Here is an 18,321-nt window from a genome sequence, read left to right as displayed (position 1 = left end):
AAATTTACCAATTGCGCGCCGGCCGCAGGCCGGCCACCGCCAAGTAGAGGTACATCGGGCCTACCCAGGCATCAAAGAAGGCAACGGTCAGGGGCAGGAATGCCTTGCTTCTCCAACCTCCTTCTGCACCTGCGGTAGCGCCCCCTGAATAGGTAAGCGGGTCCGTGCGTAAATACGGCGTCGCGTACACGTAAACCAGCAATAATAACCGCAGGCCATAAGCTGCCAGCGCGACCGGCCAGTCGGGCGTAAACAGCAGGTAAAAACCCAGCAGATAGAACAGCCCGTGGCTCAGCGCCAGCCCCCCAAGCATCCACTGCGCCCTGGCGGGATAGCGGATGCCCACCGACTGGTGCCGCGCCCGCTGCCGGAAATAAGCCCGCCAACCGGGTTGCGGCGCGGAGTAGGTCCAGGCCGCCGGGTGTACCACCCGGGCGGTTGCCTCCCGCTGCGCCGTTGCACTCACCAGCAGGTCATCATCGCCGCCGGGCAGGTCCGCATGGGCGGCAAAGCCGCCCGCACGCTCGTAGAAACTCCGGCGGTAGGCCAGGTTGCGCCCCACCCCCATGTAAGGCATCCCCGTGCGCGCAAAACCCAGGTACTTCAGGCTGACGTAAGTCGCTTCAAATCGCTGCCAGGCAGAGAGTAACATGTTTGTTTTGTCTTCTGTGTAGGGAGACACGCCCAGCACCAATTCCGCGCCCCGACGCAGCGGGTCGGCCATAAACCATAGCCAGTGGCTGCTGGCGGGCACGCAGTCAGCGTCCGTTAAGACCAGAAAATCGTGTTTTGCGGCGTAAATGCCATAAGCCAGCGCGTCCTTCTTGCCGGCGCGCGTAGGGCCAGGTTGCAGCAGGCGAACATGCCCGTGCCTGATCTCAAAGGGATGTACGATGGAGGCAGAGTTGTCCGTGGAATTATCGTCCACCAGGACCAACTCAAATTCACCGGGGTAGACCTGCGCCAAAATACGATCAACGCAAGGCCCAATGGTTTCCTGCTCGTTGTGAAAGCATACAATGACGCTCACCGCAGCGGTGCCCGAGGCGGGGTCCTGCTGGTCCGGCTCCACCCCGCGCCGGTAGCCGGCCCGCAGGACGGCCATCCAGCTGACAACTTGGACGGCGGCGGCGAGGAGGAAGAGGTAGAACACGGCAGTTATTCCAATTGGTTGGATAAAAACAGCAGAGACGGGGCATGCTCCGCCTCTGCTGTTTTTATCATACTACACCTCCCCCACAATGTCGCTCCACTCCGGGTGCCGTTCGATGTAAGCCGCTGCGAAGGGGCAGTAAGGCAGTGCCTTCAGCCCATTGTCTTTAGCGTATTGAAGGGCTGTTTTTACCAGAGAACTTCCTATTCCCTGCCCGCCCAATTCCTCAGGCACTTCGGTATGAATCAGGGCAATACTGTTGCGCCCCATCCGGTATTCCAGTTTGGAAACGAGCGCTCCGCTGACAACTTCAAACTGGTACTTTTCGGTATTGTTGACGACTTGATCGGTGAACATAATAAGGAAGTAAAGAGAGTAAAAAATTAAAGAAAATCCCGGCTTCGCAGTCTCAAATGTAAGCAGAAGCCTATAAACGCAGTGCCGCCTCCAACGTGCGGAGCCTACAAGGCTGCCCAACCACAAGGCTACCTACAGCTCCTTCCGCAACCGCGCCACCGGCAGCCCCAGTTGCTCCCGGTATTTAGCGACGGTGCGTCGGGCAATATCGTAGCCTGCTTCAGCGAGGGCTTTTTGCAGCTTGCCATCGGCCAGCGGTTTGCGTTTGTCTTCGTTTTCGATGATTTCCTTCAGCACATTCTTAACCTGAGTGGTACTGACTTCTTCTCCCTCCTGATTGGTCATGCCTTCACTGAAGAACTCGCGGAGGGAGTAGGTGCCAAAATCGGTCTGCACGAACTTACTGTTGGCCACCCGGCTCACGGTACTGATGTCCAGCTCCGTCACTTCACCAATGTCTTTGAGAATCATTGGGCGCAGGTCTTTTAAGTCCCCACTCTTAAAGAAAGCCTCCTGATAGCGCATGATGGCGTGCATCACGCTGTAGAGTGTTTGCTGCCGTTGCTGAATGGCTTCGATGAACCAGTTGGCCGACTCAATATTCTGCCGGATGAAGCCAGCCGCCTGCTTCTGGGCCAGGCTCATTTTTCCGCTTTCCTTCTGCTTGCGGCGGTAATCGGCCAGCATCTTCTGGTAGTGGTCGTTGATCTGCAGGTCAGGAGCGTTGCGGGCGGTGAGGCTGAGTTTCAGTTCACCGTCAACGGTGGTGAGCAGAAAGTCGGGCACGACGGTTTGCGCCACCCGTCCACCGGCTACGCCGCTGAGCCCACTGGCGGGCTTGGGGTTTAGCCGGAGGATTTCGGCCAGAGCATCCCGGAGTTCGTCTTCATCGACGTTGAGCCGCTCGCGCAGCTTATCGTAATGTTTTTTGGTGAAGGCTTCGAAGTGATCGCGGACGATGCGTTGGGCCAGGACGAGGTCAGCGAAGCGCATGTCGGGGATATCGTCTCCGTTGTCGACCTTGTGGTTGAGCTGCAGGAGGAGACACTCGCGGAGATCCCGGGCCGCGAGGCCGGGGGGATCGAGCTGTTGCACGGTGGCCAGCACCTCCTTCACCTGAGAAGGGCGCACATCGAGGTGCTGACTGATCAGCAGATCGTCCGCAATGGCACCGGGGGTGCGCTGCAGATAGCCGTCGTCGTCAAGATTACCGATGATCTGCCGGGCGATGAGCCGGTCGAGCGGTGTATCAAACTCCAGGTTACTGAGCTGGCTTTCGAGGTGCTCGAAAAAGGTCGTCTCGTCAGCGGTATAGCTACCGGGCGCGGCGTAGTCTTCTTCGCTGCGGCCGGCGTTTTGATAGCTGCCGGGGTCGTCTTCGAGGTACTGCTGAAAGTAATCGTCGTCGTATTCGGAGTTACGTTCTTCGCCGTCGGATTGACGTTCTTCGCGGTCAGGTACTTCCTGTTCCAGCGGGCGGGCTTCCTCCAGCGTAGGGTTACTTTCCAGTTCCTCTTTAATGCGCTGCTCCAGCTCCATAATCGGCAGTTGCATCAGCTGCATGAGCTGAATCTGACGGGGGCTGAGCTTCTGCTGCAGCGCTTGTTTGAGGGATTGTCCTAGCATGAAGTACGTTCTCCGGGCGGCTGTCTTAACGAGGCCGCAACCAAGGAGACAAACGTTCGGGAGGGATGGATGGTTCGCCGGATTGAGGAAGGTTTCAGGGCGCGGCCGCGGGTGCAATGTCCCCTCATTGGCGCTCCGCGCCAGTCCCCGAAGGGGCAGTTAAAAGAGCAAGGGAGGGAGGAGGAGCTCCAGCTCCGACCGGACAACTCCGTCGCCCTGATCATTTCTTTCGTCGATAAATTCTGTTGCTCCGGTAGCCCATCACTTACTTTCGGGCAAATTCCTACATTATGAAACAGTTGCTACTCCTCGTATTTGTTGCCATGTTCACCGGCCTTGTCGCTCAGGACGACTACTACAACAAAGTTCTTAATGAACGTTTCCCCGCTGACAGCCCCGGCGGCACCGCCATCATCGTCAAAAAAGGCGAAGTTGTTTATCACAAAGCCTTCGGCAAGGCCAATCTGGAACTGGACGTAGACATGACGACTGACCACATCTTCCGCATTGGCTCCATCACCAAGCAATTTACGGCCTGCGCCATACTTAAGCTCGCTGAAGAAGGTAAGCTCTCCCTGGACGATGAGATCACGAAGTTTCTACCGAAGTACCCCACCAAAAGGAAGACCATCACCGTTGAGCATCTGCTGAATCACACCTCTGGCATTGCCAGCTACACCGGACTTAAAAAGTGGGATGCCGAAACCCGCAAGCAGAATTTCACCCCACAGGAAATGATTGATTACTTTAAGAATGAGCCGATGGATTTCGATCCCGGTGATGCATTTCGTTACAATAACTCGGGTTACTTCCTCCTTGGCTACATCATCGAGAAAGCCTCCGGTATGCCGTATGCTGACTACATCGAAAGCACCTTCTTTAAGCCGTTGGGCATGAGTAGCTCTTCTTACGACCGGACCTCAGTGGTTATCCCCAACCGTGCTGCGGGCTACGAGCCAGGTCTCCTGGGTGTACAAAACGCTTCTTTTGTGAGTATGACCCAGCCTTACGCAGCGGGCTCTCTGCTCTCTACTACCGGAGACCTGAACACCTGGTATCAGGCGGTCGTGTCGGGTAAAGTCGTTAGCCGGGAAAGTCTGGCCAAAGCCCACACGCCGGCAACGCTCAACACGGGCGACAAGACGAGCTACGGCTTCGGCTGGAGCCTGGGTGAGCTGGAAGGCAGTCCGTTTTTTGGCCACGGTGGTGGCATTAATGGCTTTCTTACGGCGTCTACTTATTTACCGGAAGAAGAGGTCTTCGTGGCCGTCTTTTCCAACTGTAACTGCCACGACCCCGGTGCTGTAGCGAACAAGCTCGCCGTGATGGCCATCGGAAAGTATGAGGAGCGGAAAACCGTTGAATTGCCGGAAGCGATGCTAGCGTCCTACGTCGGCAAATACGAACTGTCTCCGCAGTTCATTATCACCATCACGCGGTCCGGAAAGCAGCTCAAGGCCCAGGCCACCGGCCAAAGCCCGATTGACCTTGTTGCCTTCAAAGAGCATCACTTTCACCATGAGCAGATCGGCATCAAAGTCCGCTTCAATCCGGACGACGATGGTAAGATCTCCAGCCTGACCTTATTCCAAAACGGAGAGCGGGACGCGAAGCGGGTGGAGTGAGGATTGACTTACTGATTCTCAGCTTTCTCCTTTTCCTTCTCCGCTTTCCGTTTTGCCCTTCGTTCCTGGCGAAGCTCCTTTTTGGTTTTTTCTCCTCCGTCCGCTCCTTCGAGAGCGTCCTGGTAGTCGATGGATTCATCTGGTTTAGTGGTAAACGCTTGAATCCAGGCGTTCTCCAGCAGGTTGGTGATCGTGGGCCAAACCTTGACGTCGGGGCCGTTCAGGTCGCCGGAAAAGGGAACTTCAGTAGCGAGGGTTTCCGTTTTCTGGTTGGTGAACAGGAACTTGAAAAAGCCCAGGAAGCCCTCCCAGATTACCTCCGTAAAGGAGTCTTCTTTACTGATAAGTTTACCCTCAATCAGCAAGGGTTTCACATATCCTTTGATGAAGCCATCAGCGATAGCGATTTCGCTGGCGACCTCGAAGGTACCGGAGGCAAAGTCGATGCCTACATATTGATTCGTCCAGTCGTTGAGTGCCATGGCGTCTGCATTTTGTAGCGAAAAGGTCATGTCCATGTCGGGGATTTCTTTGAGCAGGTTCATCTGTCCCTCGAGGGAGACTTCTCCGCCGCCAAAAGATTTGCCCGTTGCGGAGATGGGGGATGGCAAAGTATGCTCGGTGGCAACAACGTTACTGAGGTTATCCGCTACCAGCATCAGGTCAGTAATTTGCAGGTCGATGTTGGGCTCAGCGTTGACCTCCACGTAGGCCAGCTTACCGTTAACAATTTTGAAGTGGTTTATATCTATGGGCACAAGGTCGGTTATCGCCTTCGTCCAGTCATCCGTTGTGGGTGCCTCCTGAGTAGTGATGGACTCCTGATCTTCGAGCAAATAAATAACCGAAGGGTTCATCAGATGTATTTCGCTGACAATCCGCCCCTTGAATAAAGACTTCCACTCAACAGAAATATCCGTTTCCGGAAGCTTCATAAAGGGAACTTGCGTTTGGCCGTCACTTACGTTCAGGTACATACCTTTAATGACGTATGCTCCCCTGATCAGGGCAATATCAATGTCTTCCACCTGCCCGTAATAACCCGGAATTTCCGCCAGCACCTTATTGACATAGTTCTTTACCAGCGTGGGTAAAAACAATCGAAAGATGAGCAATGTGACCAAAAGGACAGCAGGAATAAGGAAGCGTTTTCTACGCAGAAACCGAAGCCTGGAATTCATGAAAAATTATTTATTGACGTGGTTCGGACTCCGTTAGCCGTAGCAGTGGTTTAGCAAATGCAGGAGTTAAAAGGATAGTCTGAAAAATTGCTTGTTGTTTAAAACGTAAAGCCATAAACACATGTTCTGCAAGCAGTTACTCACTACGAAATGTGGGTTAAGCGTTCATTCAACGATACTATGTCTCCCATATCTGCAACATCTCTTCAATCTGTCTCCCTTTTTCGATACCGTAACGGAGAACTGAGCCCCTCCGACGATGTACTTGCCGTAGAAGAGCCATTACAGATTCGTATTCGGGAAGGACAGAAAACCAGATCGCTGGCGATCACGATGCGCACACCGGGTGAAGACGAGGCCCTGGCACTTGGCTTTCTTTTTTCAGAAGGTATCATCCAGTCACCTGATCAAATTCTCGCGGCAGAGCGAGCATCCACCAGGAATACTACTTCCCGGAACACTCTTATTATTTCCCTGGCGGCAAGCTGTCCTGTGGACTGGGCCCGCTTACAGCGTCACAGCTACACCAGTAGTAGTTGTGGTGTGTGTGGCAAGACCTCGATAGAACAGTTGGAAGCAGCACTTCCCTTCGGGGAGATGCCAGGCAGTTGGTCCATCAACAGTAGTATTATCCCCCGTCTTCCTGATACTCTTCGCAGGGCTCAACGATTGTTTGAGCAAACGGGCGGAATTCATGCGGCAGGACTGTTTACCCCAGGCGGCAAACTGCTTCATTTTGCAGAAGACGTTGGGCGACACAATGCGATGGACAAAGTAGTGGGCAATGCCTTTCGGGCCGGAGAACTTCCCCTTCGCCAGCGGATACTGGTGCTGAGCGGCCGGGCCAGCTTTGAGCTACTGCAAAAGGCCGCGATGGCGGGAATTTCTTTTGTCGTTTCCGTAGGGGCCCCTTCCAGCCTGGCGGTAACCCTTGCAGAAGAGCAGTCAATAACGCTTTGCGGCTTCGTCCGTGAGGGAGGCTTCAATTGCTACAGTCACCCCGAAAGAATCGTTAAGTAAGCCATAATCTTAGGCTTAGACATAAATGTGTGGTTTCTAAAACTGTTACCTTAACCCTATTCTACGTCGTAAACAACGACCTTAGTAAATACCTTTAGGTTACAGAAGATAAAAAACCAACTACGATGCAAAGATTCATTTCCAAACGTCTGCCATTGCTACTTGTAATGATGCTGGCCGTATTCACCCTACAAGATTGTTCTGTCAACCCCGTCACGGGTAAGAAGCAACTTGCCTTCATGTCGGAAGAAAAAGAGATTGCCCTGGGCCAGTCTTATGACCCGCAGGTGATTGCGGAGATGGGTGAATACCAGAACCCGGCCATGGCTCAATTCCTGACGGAGAAAGGCCTGGCGATGGCCCGTACCTCTCACCGGCCAAACCTGCCCTGGAAGTTTACCCTCGTAGACTCTCCCGTAGTAAACGCCTTCGCCGTTCCCGGCGGCTTCGTTTATTTCACCCGTGGCATCATGGCTCACTTCAACAATGAAGCACAGTTTGCTGGCGTATTGGGTCACGAAATCGGTCACGTTACCGCCCGGCACACCGTAGCTCAACAGGCAAAGCAAACGCTTGGCCAGGTAGGCCTGATTGGTGGCATGATCTTAAGCCCTGAACTCGCCAGCCAGGGCGAAAGCCTGATGCAGGGCATGCAGCTGTTATTCCTCAAATTCGGCCGGGACGCAGAAAGCCAGTCCGATCAATTAGGAGTAGAGTACAGCACCGGCATCGGTTATGATGCAAAAGAGATGGCCGGCTTCTTTGGCACCCTTAGCCGCTTGAGTGGTGGTGCGGAGAACCGTGTCCCTGAATTTATGAGCACTCACCCGGACCCTGATAACCGGTTTGTACGGGTGCAGCAACTGGCCCAGCAATACCAGGAGGTTGATACAAAGAACACTAACTATACGGTAGGACGGGACAGTTACCTCCGCATGATCGACGGCATGATCTACGGCGAAGACCCCGCTCAGGGTTTCGTAGAGGCTGGTTCTTTCTACCACCCCGGCCTCAAGTTTCAGTTTAAGATTCCCGGGCAGTGGACGCTCATCAACGCACCAACCCAGGTACAGATGGTTAGCCCTGATCAGAAATCTATCATGCAGATGAAACTTGCTCAGGGCAGCGACCAGAATGCCGCTGCTCAGTCTTTTGTACAGGAGGCAGGTGTTAATGTGGTGAACTCCAGCCAGCAGCCCATAAATGGCTTACCCGCTACAACAATTTTGGGTACCGTAACCCAGGAGGCACAGCAGCAAGGCCAGCAGGGCCAAACCATTAGCGTACTGGCCAGCTTCATTTCTTACGGTGGCAACACTTACATGATGTTGGGTATGGCGCTTCAGGCAGACTTCAACCGTTACCAGCGGGACATTGAGTACAGCATCGGCACCTTCGCACAGTTGACGGACCAAAGTAAGCTCAACCGCCAGCCGGAGAAAATTAAAATCGTGAGCAACTCCCGCAGCCAGACGCTGCAGCAGGCATTGCAGGCTGACCGTATCCCGACAGACCGCCATGAAGAACTGGCCATCCTTAACGGCATGGAACTTAGCCAGACGCTGCCTGCGGGCACCTTGTTCAAGTCCCTTTCGGGAGGAGATATTAAGTAAATAGTCCCTAAGCATTAAAAAAGCCCTGACGCAGCATTGTGTCAGGGCTTTTTTAATTTCCAGGTTTATTCCCCCGGAGTCAAACATTCATAACCCCGGATAAAGCAAAAGACACAGTCTTTAGCGTGATCCATGGAGCGCGAGTTGCAATCAGTTGCTGCTTACGGACGTCAATCCCTTCTCAAAACCAGCATAAGCCTCCGGCTGCAGCACTTTCATCTCTTCCGTATGAGTAAAGTACAAAACCAGTGTGATGGCCGTAAGATCTAATTCTTCCAGGCCGATGTATTCCTTCAAAGCCGTTTCGCCGAAGCCGGAGAGTTTTTCGATCTGCGGGTAGTCCAACGCCAGACCATCCAGTGCTGCCCGTAATTCCAGCTCCAGCAGCAACATGGCCCGCCCGTATTCGTAGAGGCCGAGGTGGAGATATTTCCGGGGCTCGATGCAGGAGCGAAGGAACACGTTGAGCGTCCAGATGATGGCACCGTCGGGCTCATGCAGTTCGCTGCAGTGCAGCACATCATGATCAGGAGTAGGGAAGTAATGGCGATAAAGCACAATGGTTTCGAAGTCTCCCAACAGAAATTCCGGGCGGTGAAAGCCAACGGTAGCGGCGGAGGCCGCCGCCATGATCTTGATGTCCGGCGGAATTTCTTCAATCGCCTGCCCGTGAAAGTGCGTCGCCTCCCGTAGCAAAAAAGTACGCCGGCGGAATTCTCGCTTCCCGGCCAGGTCCAGCCGGCGGTAAAGATCAAAACGATCCAGTAGCGGCGCCAGATCCGTGGGCAAATCTGGCGGATGACGTTTCCAGTGCCACCACATGATCTGAGGGGACAGTGTATAGACCCCCGCAGCAGCAATCATCGGCAAAATGATGAGCGCGGAGTGCGTTTCTCCCGTCGTCCAGGTAAGGATCAGGCCAAGAGCAATCAGACAACCAAAAGACAGATAAGCGGCTCGAACGGGATTCATAAACAGATTTGTGCTGTCCTGAAAACGATAATTCCATGCTCATGTTTTACCGGGCCTCTTTTTTACGGTACGGGCAAACACTGACTACTCCTCTGGAGACATCGCTTAAGGGAACCATATGCTTGCTCTTTTAACTTCCCCAGGCACCTGCGGACCCTCGCCCAAAAAACCTTCTGCACAAAAAAACGGCAAAGGCTTGGTCATATCCATCTTACTACCGTAACTTTGCGTCGCTTTAGCAGGAATGCCTGCAACTAATGGTCCTTCCATTCATGTTAGTATCATTACCAAAGCATATTCAAATTGTTTTTGCCGCGTTCATTGAACCGAGGCGGCAAAAACAATTTGAATCAATAGATAAGGTGCGGTAGCTCAGTTGGTAGAGCAATGGACTGAAAATCCATGTGTCGGCGGTTCGATTCCGCCCCACACCACTTCTGAAGCATTCAGCGATCAACATCAGTACAAAACTGACATGGATCGCTGGATGCTTTGCTTTTTACCTAAAGGACGAAAGTTCGCACAACGTACAGATGTTCAACTTCCATCATCATCACGCCAGTTTCTCTTGCCACACCGGCGAGCGGTAAATGCGTGGATGACAGTGAACATTCCTCAAGAATTACCCTTAAAGGTCCGTCGGCAAGTTGCCAACGGGCCTTTTTCATTTTCAGCCCGTTTCTGGACATCTTTTTCACCCCCCAACAACTTAAACGTACATGAGCTCTTTACCCCCTCTTCGCATTGCCGTCCAGAAAAAAGGCCGTCTCTTGGATGAATCCATTCAGCTTTTGAAAGAATGTGGCATCAAGATTGATAACGGTCGTGACCAACTGAAAGCCGCCGCCCGGAATTTCCCCATCGAGGTACTCTATCTCCGTAACAGCGACATTCCACAGTACATCCAGGATGGCGTGGCTGATATTGGCATCATTGGAGAGAACACCATCATTGAAAAGAAGAAAGAAGTCGAGATCGTCCAGAAACTCGGCTTCAGCAAATGTCGCCTCTCGCTGGCGACGCCGAAGGATATACCCTACGGCAGCGTACAGGATCTTGATGGCAAACGAATTGCCACCAGCTACCCGGTTAGTCTCCAGCTTTTTCTCGACGCGAACAACATCAAGGCAGATATTCACGAAATCAGCGGTTCGGTGGAAATTGCGCCGAACATCGGTTTGGCCGATGCGATCTGCGACCTGGTCTCCACTGGCTCCACCCTCTTTAAAAACGGGCTGGAAGAGCAGGACATTGTCTTAAAATCCGAAGCCGTTATTGCCGCAAGCCCTAAGATAGATCAGGAGCGCCGGGACATCCTCGACCGCCTCCTCTTCCGGGTCAAGTCTGTATTGGCTGCCCGCAATAAAAAGTACTTGCTGATGAACGTACCGACGGCGAAGGTAGACGACATCATTGGCATCCTTCCCGGCATGCGCTCCCCTACCGTGCTGCCCCTGGCGGAGGAAGGCTGGAGCAGCGTCCACACCGTTATTGACGAAGGACGTTTTTGGGACATTATCGATGAGCTGCGGACGAGCGGTGCCGAAGGCATCCTGATCGTACCTATTGATAAGATGATTTTGTAACGTCGACTGAAGTCGACGGGCCGCCGACTTCAGTCGGCGGTACAAACCAAGACCTATGAAAATTTACAATAACCCTACCCGAAAAGAATGGCCCGCCCTACTGCAACGTCCCGCCAAGGACCTGACCAGCCTGCGGGCACCGGTGAGTGACATCATGGCCTCGGTCAAGGAGAAAGGAGACGAGGCCCTGCGGGATTTCACGGCTCGTTTTGACGGTATCACGCTGGAAAACATCCAGGTAGATGCCGGCACCATAACTGCTGCGGCAGAAGAGCTTACCCCCGAACTCCGTGCCGCTATCCAGACGGCTAAAAGCAATATAGAGCGCTTTCACCTGACGCAGCGCACGAAGGTTACCGAGATAGAGACCATGCCTGGCGTCACTTGCTGGCGGGAAACGCGGGGCATCGATAAAGTCGGTCTTTATATCCCCGGCGGCACGGCGCCACTTTTCAGCACGGTATTGATGCTGGCGGTTCCGGCGGCCATTGCGGGCTGCGAAGAGGTAGTGCTATGCTCACCGCCCAACCGGGAAACGGGAGAGATTCACCCGGCGGTGCTCTATGCAGCCTCGCTTTGTGGTGTGACGAAAGTTTTCCGGCTGGGCGGAGCCCAGGCGATTGCGGCGATGGCCTACGGCACGGAGAGTGTGCCGGCGGTATACAAGCTGTTTGGCCCGGGCAATGCCTACGTGACGGTGGCTAAGCAGCTGGCGCAACTCGATGGCCTGGCCATCGATATGCCCGCCGGACCTAGTGAAGTGTTGGTGGGCGCGGACGCAGGTGCAAAGAGTGCCCACGTGGCAGCCGATCTCCTCGCGCAAGCCGAGCATGGTCCCGACAGCCAGGTCGTGCTCGTTGTAGCAACCGAAGAGCAGGCAAAGGAGGTAAAAGCCGAAGTCGAACGCCAATTGGCGGATCTGCCACGCAAAGCCCTTGCCGCCCAAAGCATCGCTAACAGCCTCATCCTCGTCCTCCCCGCCCCACAAGACCAGCTCGATTACATTAACGCCTACGCCCCGGAGCACCTCATCCTGAGCATGGCCGAAGCCCGGGCTTTCGCCGCTGGCATCAGCAACGCCGGCTCCGTATTCCTAGGCTACCACACGCCGGAATCCGTTGGCGACTACGCCTCCGGCACCAACCATACCCTGCCAACCTACGGATACGCCCGGAATTACTCCGGCGTAAGCCTGGACAGCTTCGTGACAAAAATCACCTTTCAGGAGCTAACGGCGGCGGGGCTGCGGGCCATTGGCCCGGCGGTGGAGACGATGGCCGTTGCCGAAGAATTGCAGGCCCACGCGAATGCGGTGACGCTGCGGCTAAACGATTTGTAGTCACAACTCTCCTGACAACTACAATGCAGTAGCGTAAATTTGCGTCCATGAAAAGCTTTGGCCACCCGGTAAACATCGCACATCACGGTCTTGTCTCTTCCGCTCGTGAGCGGATGGCACGGGTCGTGGCGAGCGCCAGCTTCTTCGCCAAAGTATTGGTGGACAAGGGGAAAGTAGCCTAAACCTCTCACTTACTTCAATTCTTTCCTGATCCCGACGGGATCAAACATCCTTAGCCCCGGATGGAGGCGTTGGCGCAGCCAACGACGTAATCCGGGGAGTACGAGCGCAAAGCGCGAGCCCCCCCAACATCATGTCCAATAAAGATATAACTCAACTCGTCCGTCCCAATCTCCTCACCCTGAAAGCTTACTCCAGTGCCCGTTCGGAGTTTAAGGGCCTAGCGGAAGTCCTGCTGGACGCCAACGAAAGCCCCTGGCCTACGGGCCGCAACCGCTACCCTGATCCGATGTCTACGGATCTGCGCAACGCGCTCGGTCGCTACAAGAACTTCAGCCCGGACCAAATCGTCTTCGGTAACGGATCGGATGAGTTGGTGGACCAGATCACCCGCATCTTCTGTAATGAGGGAGACGCCGTACACGCCCTGCCCCCCACCTTTGGGATGTATAAGGTTGCTGCGGGGATTGCCGGGGCGGAGTTCCGGGCAACGACGCTGGCACCAGACTTCACCATCCCCGTCGAAGAGCTGAAAGCCAGCTGGGATGAGCGTAGCAAAATTCTCTGGCTCTGCAGCCCTAACAACCCCAGTGGCAATGCCATGGAGGCGGAAGTCCTTGAAGACCTCATCCGTACTTTCCCCGGCGTTGTGGTGTTGGATGAAGCCTACATCGACTTCGTCCCGGAGCTAAGCTTTCTGCCAAGACTGGCAGAATTCCCGAACCTGATCATCACCCAAACGCTCAGCAAGGGTTGGGGCATGGCGGGTATCCGGCTGGGAGCGGCCTTTGCCTCTCCCTTCATTATCCGGATGCTGAATACCATCAAGATGCCCTACAACATCAATGTGCTGACCAGTGCCGTCGCCCTAGAGGCTCTCTCGAAACCCGAAGAAATGAAGGCTAAAGTAGCTACTCTCATCAGTGAGCGTAATCGACTGGAAGCGGCCTTGACCAAATTGGATTGTGTGGACTACATCTTCCCTTCGGTGACGAATTTTTTGCTCGTTCGGTTCAAAGACTCTGCCGCCGTTTACCAGTACCTGCTGGACAATGCCATCGTTGTTCGTAATCAGGCTTACCAGCCCAATGCGGAGAACTGTCTGCGCATTACCGCGGGACTTAAGGAAGAGAACGATCGCCTGTTAGCTGCGCTGTCGGACTTTGAATAAAAGACGGCACGGCTAAGTACCCAACATTGCTCTTTCAAGTCTTTTCTTTGCACCTGCGTTTGCGCCCCAATAAACACTCCGACTCAGGTCGGTGCTACAGTATGAAAAAAGTTCTCTTTCTGGACCGTGACGGTACCCTCATCCTTGAACCTGCCGATTACCAGGTGGACCACATCGATAAGCTCAATTTTTACCCCGGTGTCTTTCGTTGGCTCGGTCGCATTGTGCGGGAGTTGGAATACGAGCTCGTAATGGTCACCAATCAGGATGGCCTGGGCACCAGCAGCTATCCGGAAGAAAACTTCTGGCCTACTCATAACGCGATGTTGCGGGCACTGGAAGCCGAAGGCATTACTTTCAGCGAGCAAGTCATTGATCGCACCTTCGCCGCCGACAACCAACCTACCCGTAAGCCCGGTACTCAGCTGGTGGCACATTATATGACCGGAGGCTACGACCTGGCCAACAGCTACGTTGTTGGTGACCGCCTGACGGACATTCAGCTGGCCAAAAACATGGGTGCCAGGGGCATTTGGATCGCTACGGACCCCGAACTCGGTGCCGAAGAGCTGGACGCTGATCAACTGGCGAGCCTGGACGAAACCATTGCCCTGCGAACTACTGACTGGGAAGATATCTACCGGCTCCTGCGGCTACAATCCCGTACAGCTGCCATTCACCGGAAAACCAAAGAAACTGATATCCGGATTGAATTGGATCTGGACGGAACGGGTAAAACTTCGATGGATACCGGACTGGGCTTTTTTGATCACATGCTCGATCAGCTGGGCCGCCACTCCGGCTGTGACCTAAGCGTGAAGGTCAACGGAGATCTCCACATTGACGAACACCACACCATTGAAGACACCGCCATCGCCCTGGGTGAAGCCTTTGCAGAAGCGCTGGGAGACAAGCTGGGTATTGAGCGCTATGGCTTCAACCTGGTGATGGACGAAGCCATCGTTGACGTTCGTCTTGACTTTGGCGGCAGGCCCTGGCTGGTCTGGGACTGCGAATACAAGCGGGAGAAGATCGGCGACATGCCCACTGAAATGTTTCACCACTTTTTCAAGTCATTTAGCGACGGAGCCCGGTGCAATCTGGCCATCAAAGCAGCAGGACAAAACGAGCATCATATTATCGAGGCCACCTTCAAAGCTTTGGCAAAATCGATAAAGGCTGCTAAACGCCGCGATGTGGATAATATGCGGCTCCCTTCAACGAAGGGAATGTTGTAATCAGCATTCCCCCAAAAGAAAGAGTGACTGATGGCATTTCACCATCAGTCACCCGTTATCTCAAAATGTCTCTCATGTAAATTTCAGTACTGCATCATAGCAGTTGTTCATAGCGTAAACTAATTCTACTGTAAAGATGGATCTTTCTATACGGAATTAAGTGTCTCAATTCATCTACAAGGCAGTTCAATTCACGAAGCGCCTAATCTTTAGGTACTGAGCCCGAAACTGGAGTTGCTGGATTTGAGCCCCCCAAGAGAAGCATCAACCGCCATCCCCCCAAAAGAAAGAGTGACTGATGGCATTTCACCATCAGTCACCCGTTATCTCAAAATGTCTCTCATGTAAATTTCAGTACTGCATCATAGCAGTTGTTCATAGCATAAATTAAGTATAGTACAAATATGGCCCGATTCAGAAGAAAACGAGTGCCTCAATTCACTTACGAGGCAGTTCAATTCACGAATGGGGTCCTTTTCGCTATATTTGAAGCGGTATTGAAAGTTTTTTTATGAAAATGAACCTATTCAACAGGTCTCCTTTATTGAAGGCGATTGAGTGTATTTGCCTTTGGGGACTATTGTCCCTTTTGTTGTTTGGGTGCGAAACCACTCCTGAGTCAGCCGCTGACTCTCTTAGTTCTGAAACGATGGCTTCCACCATCGAACTATCAGCACCAGAACCTTTACCTGGCTCAAAAGTGACTGATTTTGACTCATTAAAAAATGTGTTATTACCCTTGATCCTCTCCCCTCCGATAAAGAGGGAAATAGAACTTTGGTATGGCCGGAAGAACCTTTGGGAAGCAAAAGTTGGTAATACAGAAAACCTCATCTCCTATATTGAACACCTTTATAAGCAACTCGACGGTGCCGGGGAGATGAGTCAGGCGGCTGCGGCCAAACTTGCCATTGCCCGTATTTTTTACCTCAATGCGCAGTACCCGGAAGCCGTTGAGCAATTTCAGGAAGCACTTGAAATCAGCACCAATATTCAGGACTCTATCATGATTGGCTGGACGTATAACGGCCTGTCCACCGCTCTCTTTCAGTTAAATGATTTACCGCTGTCAGAGGACTACATGGATCGATCTTTAGACTTAGCCCAAAAGACGAACAATATTGAGGTAGGGATCGTGGCAATTCTTAACAAGTCCAGCATGTGTACCCATACCGGCCGGATGGATTCGGCCCTGCTCCTGCTGCAGGAAGTGATTGACAAATCAAAGGAACTGGATTTCAACGAAATAGAAAAGATTGCCTTACTGAATCTGTCTTACTACCATATAGCAAAGAAAGATTTTGACCGTGCCATTGGTTTACTTACTAATAACCCTGTCATTAGCTCAGGAGACATTTCTTTGGTTACCGTTATCCACAACCTGAACCTCTACGAAGCTTACGTTGGAAAAGAAGATTATTCCACAGCCTATAATTATCTGCTGGAGGGCTCCACCCAATCAGACTCCCTTGGTTTTGCTTTCGGCCAGGCGTTTTGTAAAGTGAGTATGGCCGATCATTATGAGCGAAAAGGCCAATATGATCTGGCGCTGAAGTGTTTCAAAGAGTATCATCTTATCAAAGAAAACCAGGCAGGAAAACAAGCCAGAATAGAGCTACAATCGTTGAAAGTCAAACAGAATTTCCAGGAAAAAGACTGGGAGATCGAACGCCTGACCCGGGCGGAGCAGGACAGGGCAATCGCTTATAAGAACCGGAGGAATTTTATGACGGGACTTATGATAATCCTGGCGCTGATATTCCTGTTTTTCTTCTTATTACAAAAAAATAAAACCCGGGCAGACCTGGCCAATCAAAACAAAGAGATCGCCGAAACCCGGCTTCAGGTGTTACAGTCTCAAATCAATCCTCATTTCGTCTTTAATGCAATAACGGGTATTCAGAACAACATCCTTAAGTCTGAAACCATCGAGGCTTACAACTACCTGGGAAAGTTCTCTGCCATTTTGCGGGTCATGGCCAAGACTGCGACTTCCATCAGTATCCGGCTGGATCAGGAAGTAGAACTAATCAATAACTATCTTGCCTTAGAGAAGCTACGCTTCCGCGATGGCTTTATTTACAGCGTTGAAGTTTCACCCGACTTAGCAAATATGCGCTATAAAGTTCCAGGAATGCTGGTGCAGCCTATCGTGGAGAATGCCATCATTCACGGAGTTTCCGGACTTCCCTATCAAGGTGAAATAAAGGTGCTTTTCCAATACTTTGGGGATGGTGTAAAAGTAACTGTATCTGATAATGGAAGAGGTAGGCAGGCTGCCATCGCTATTGCTAAAAAGGAGATGGACAAACACCTTTCCATTGCCTCGGAGAATGCGGACGCTACACTAAAGGCTCTGCACATGATGGGCTACGAAGATGCTGACATAAAAACGCTAGACCTCTTTGACGAGAACGGAGATCCCGCTGGGACTGAGGTAACGATTTATCTTCCGTTTTTCAATATTCAAAAACGACTCAGCAAATGATTGATAAAAGAATCGTCTCATTGATTATTGATGATGAGGCAAACAGCCAGGAGAACATCTCCATTCTGCTCAATAAATACTGTCCGCAAGTACTGGTTGCCGGTACTGCCGGAAATCTTGATGCGGCGGAAAAACTAATTTTGAAGCACAACCCACAGTTAGTTTTTCTGGACATTCAGTTAGGAGCCACTACAGCATTCACTTTACTGGAGAAACTGAAGACGATCACATTCGAGATCATCTTCATTACGGCCCACAACAACCATGCCGTAAGAGCTTTTGATTTCGCCGCTGTCGACTACTTGCTCAAACCTATTGATATCGACAAGTTGATCAAAGCCGTTGACAACGCAACCGGTAAGATTGGGAAAAAGACCATGCAAGTATCGATGGCCGAAATGATGCAACAGTTCAAAAGCTTTAACAAGAGCCAGCAAAAGATAGGGCTGGCCACCTCAATAGGCTACGAAATGGTTTACATCAAAGACATCATGTTTTGTATGGCCAACGGAAGTTACACCGACTTTTTCTTCGAATCCGGTGAAAAACTAACCGTTTCCAAAAACCTAAAGTACTACGAAAACCTTCTCGTCGACTACAACTTTCTTCGCAGCCACAACAGTGCTTTGGTCAACCTGTCTTTCATCAAACGCATCGAACGAACGGACGGTGGAAGCCTGCTCATGGAAAACGGATCTCTGATCCCCGTTTCCAAGACCAAAAGGAAAGAGCTCGAAGACAGAATAAAGGACAACAAAAGACTCATTTAATC

General features: G+C 52.3%; 16 protein-coding genes and 1 tRNA gene. 11 read left to right on the top strand and 6 right to left on the bottom strand.

All coding sequences use genetic code 11. The features are described from left to right. Nucleotides 1-4: 4 nt before the first annotated feature. The 3 genes from BM123_RS15230 to rpoN all read right to left on the bottom strand — a co-directional run bounded on the left by BM123_RS15230 (nt 5) and on the right by rpoN (nt 3,136). Nucleotides 5-1,153, bottom strand: coding sequence for a glycosyltransferase (locus tag BM123_RS15230; RefSeq protein ID WP_090170044.1), 1,149 nt, complete (start codon nt 1,151-1,153; stop codon nt 5-7). Between the two features lie 72 nt (nt 1,154-1,225). Continuing rightward, nucleotides 1,226-1,510 (bottom strand): GNAT family N-acetyltransferase, encoded by a 285-nt coding sequence (locus tag BM123_RS15225; RefSeq protein WP_090170042.1) that lies wholly within the window; start codon nt 1,508-1,510, stop codon nt 1,226-1,228. Between the two features lie 132 nt (nt 1,511-1,642). Beyond that, nucleotides 1,643-3,136: an RNA polymerase factor sigma-54 gene (gene rpoN / locus BM123_RS15220; protein ID WP_090170039.1), complete on the bottom strand. Its 1,494-nt coding sequence runs from the start codon at nt 3,134-3,136 to the stop codon at nt 1,643-1,645. A 290-nt stretch (nt 3,137-3,426) separates the two neighbouring features. Here rpoN and BM123_RS15210 point away from each other — a divergent pair, with 290 nt between their 5' ends. Next, a complete protein-coding gene (locus BM123_RS15210; RefSeq protein WP_090170036.1) occupies nt 3,427-4,761 on the top strand; it encodes a serine hydrolase in 1,335 nt (444 codons plus the stop codon). Between the two features lie 8 nt (nt 4,762-4,769). Here BM123_RS15210 and BM123_RS15205 read toward each other — a convergent pair whose 3' ends face one another. Continuing rightward, nucleotides 4,770-5,942: a DUF748 domain-containing protein gene (locus BM123_RS15205; protein ID WP_090170035.1), complete on the bottom strand. Its 1,173-nt coding sequence runs from the start codon at nt 5,940-5,942 to the stop codon at nt 4,770-4,772. Nucleotides 5,943-6,122: 180 nt separating this feature from the next. Here BM123_RS15205 and fdhD point away from each other — a divergent pair, with 180 nt between their 5' ends. Further along, nucleotides 6,123-6,962, top strand: a complete 840-nt coding sequence (gene fdhD, locus BM123_RS15200) for a formate dehydrogenase accessory sulfurtransferase FdhD (protein ID WP_090170195.1) — start codon at nt 6,123-6,125, stop codon at nt 6,960-6,962. A gap of 125 nt (nt 6,963-7,087) precedes the next feature. Next, nucleotides 7,088-8,575: a M48 family metalloprotease gene (locus BM123_RS15195; RefSeq protein ID WP_175489408.1), complete on the top strand. Its 1,488-nt coding sequence runs from the start codon at nt 7,088-7,090 to the stop codon at nt 8,573-8,575. A gap of 150 nt (nt 8,576-8,725) precedes the next feature. Here BM123_RS15195 and BM123_RS15190 read toward each other — a convergent pair whose 3' ends face one another. Both BM123_RS15190 and BM123_RS24265 read right to left on the bottom strand, forming a co-directional pair. Next, nucleotides 8,726-9,547: a M90 metallopeptidase family protein gene (locus BM123_RS15190; RefSeq protein ID WP_090170033.1), complete on the bottom strand. Its 822-nt coding sequence runs from the start codon at nt 9,545-9,547 to the stop codon at nt 8,726-8,728. 105 nt (nt 9,548-9,652) lie between these two features. Further along, nucleotides 9,653-9,817, bottom strand: a complete 165-nt coding sequence (locus BM123_RS24265) for a hypothetical protein (RefSeq protein WP_175489407.1) — start codon at nt 9,815-9,817, stop codon at nt 9,653-9,655. Nucleotides 9,818-9,908: 91 nt separating this feature from the next. Between BM123_RS24265 and BM123_RS15185 the strand changes: the two genes are divergently transcribed. The 8 genes from BM123_RS15185 (at nt 9,909) to BM123_RS15155 (ending at nt 18,319) form a co-directional block, all read left to right on the top strand. Continuing rightward, nucleotides 9,909-9,981 (top strand) — tRNA-Phe (locus tag BM123_RS15185). 285 nt (nt 9,982-10,266) lie between these two features. Continuing rightward, nucleotides 10,267-11,133 (top strand): ATP phosphoribosyltransferase, encoded by an 867-nt coding sequence (gene hisG / locus BM123_RS15180; protein ID WP_090170031.1) that lies wholly within the window; start codon nt 10,267-10,269, stop codon nt 11,131-11,133. A gap of 55 nt (nt 11,134-11,188) precedes the next feature. Further along, nucleotides 11,189-12,472 carry a histidinol dehydrogenase gene (gene hisD / locus BM123_RS15175; protein WP_090170029.1) on the top strand — a complete coding sequence of 428 codons (1,284 nt, stop codon included), beginning with the start codon at nt 11,189-11,191 and terminating at the stop codon, nt 12,470-12,472. Nucleotides 12,473-12,519: 47 nt separating this feature from the next. After that, nucleotides 12,520-12,654, top strand: a complete 135-nt coding sequence (locus BM123_RS24740) for a hypothetical protein (protein WP_262490478.1) — start codon at nt 12,520-12,522, stop codon at nt 12,652-12,654. A gap of 131 nt (nt 12,655-12,785) precedes the next feature. Beyond that, nucleotides 12,786-13,823 (top strand): histidinol-phosphate transaminase, encoded by a 1,038-nt coding sequence (gene hisC / locus BM123_RS15170; protein ID WP_090170027.1) that lies wholly within the window; start codon nt 12,786-12,788, stop codon nt 13,821-13,823. Nucleotides 13,824-13,924: 101 nt separating this feature from the next. Continuing rightward, nucleotides 13,925-15,061 carry a bifunctional histidinol-phosphatase/imidazoleglycerol-phosphate dehydratase HisB gene (gene hisB / locus BM123_RS15165; protein WP_090170026.1) on the top strand — a complete coding sequence of 379 codons (1,137 nt, stop codon included), beginning with the start codon at nt 13,925-13,927 and terminating at the stop codon, nt 15,059-15,061. Between the two features lie 727 nt (nt 15,062-15,788). After that, nucleotides 15,789-17,549, top strand: coding sequence for a histidine kinase (locus BM123_RS15160; RefSeq protein WP_175489406.1), 1,761 nt, complete (start codon nt 15,789-15,791; stop codon nt 17,547-17,549). Continuing rightward, nucleotides 17,546-18,319 carry a LytR/AlgR family response regulator transcription factor gene (locus BM123_RS15155; RefSeq protein ID WP_090170023.1) on the top strand — a complete coding sequence of 258 codons (774 nt, stop codon included), beginning with the start codon at nt 17,546-17,548 and terminating at the stop codon, nt 18,317-18,319. Before BM123_RS15160 ends, BM123_RS15155 begins: the two co-directional genes overlap by 4 nt. The last annotated feature ends 2 nt before the right edge of the window (nt 18,320-18,321 follow it).

Source organism: Neolewinella agarilytica (genome assembly GCF_900110645.1).
Classification (GTDB): Bacteria; Bacteroidota; Bacteroidia; order Chitinophagales; family Saprospiraceae; genus Neolewinella; species Neolewinella agarilytica.
This window is presented reverse-complemented; position numbering and strand designations above follow the sequence as displayed.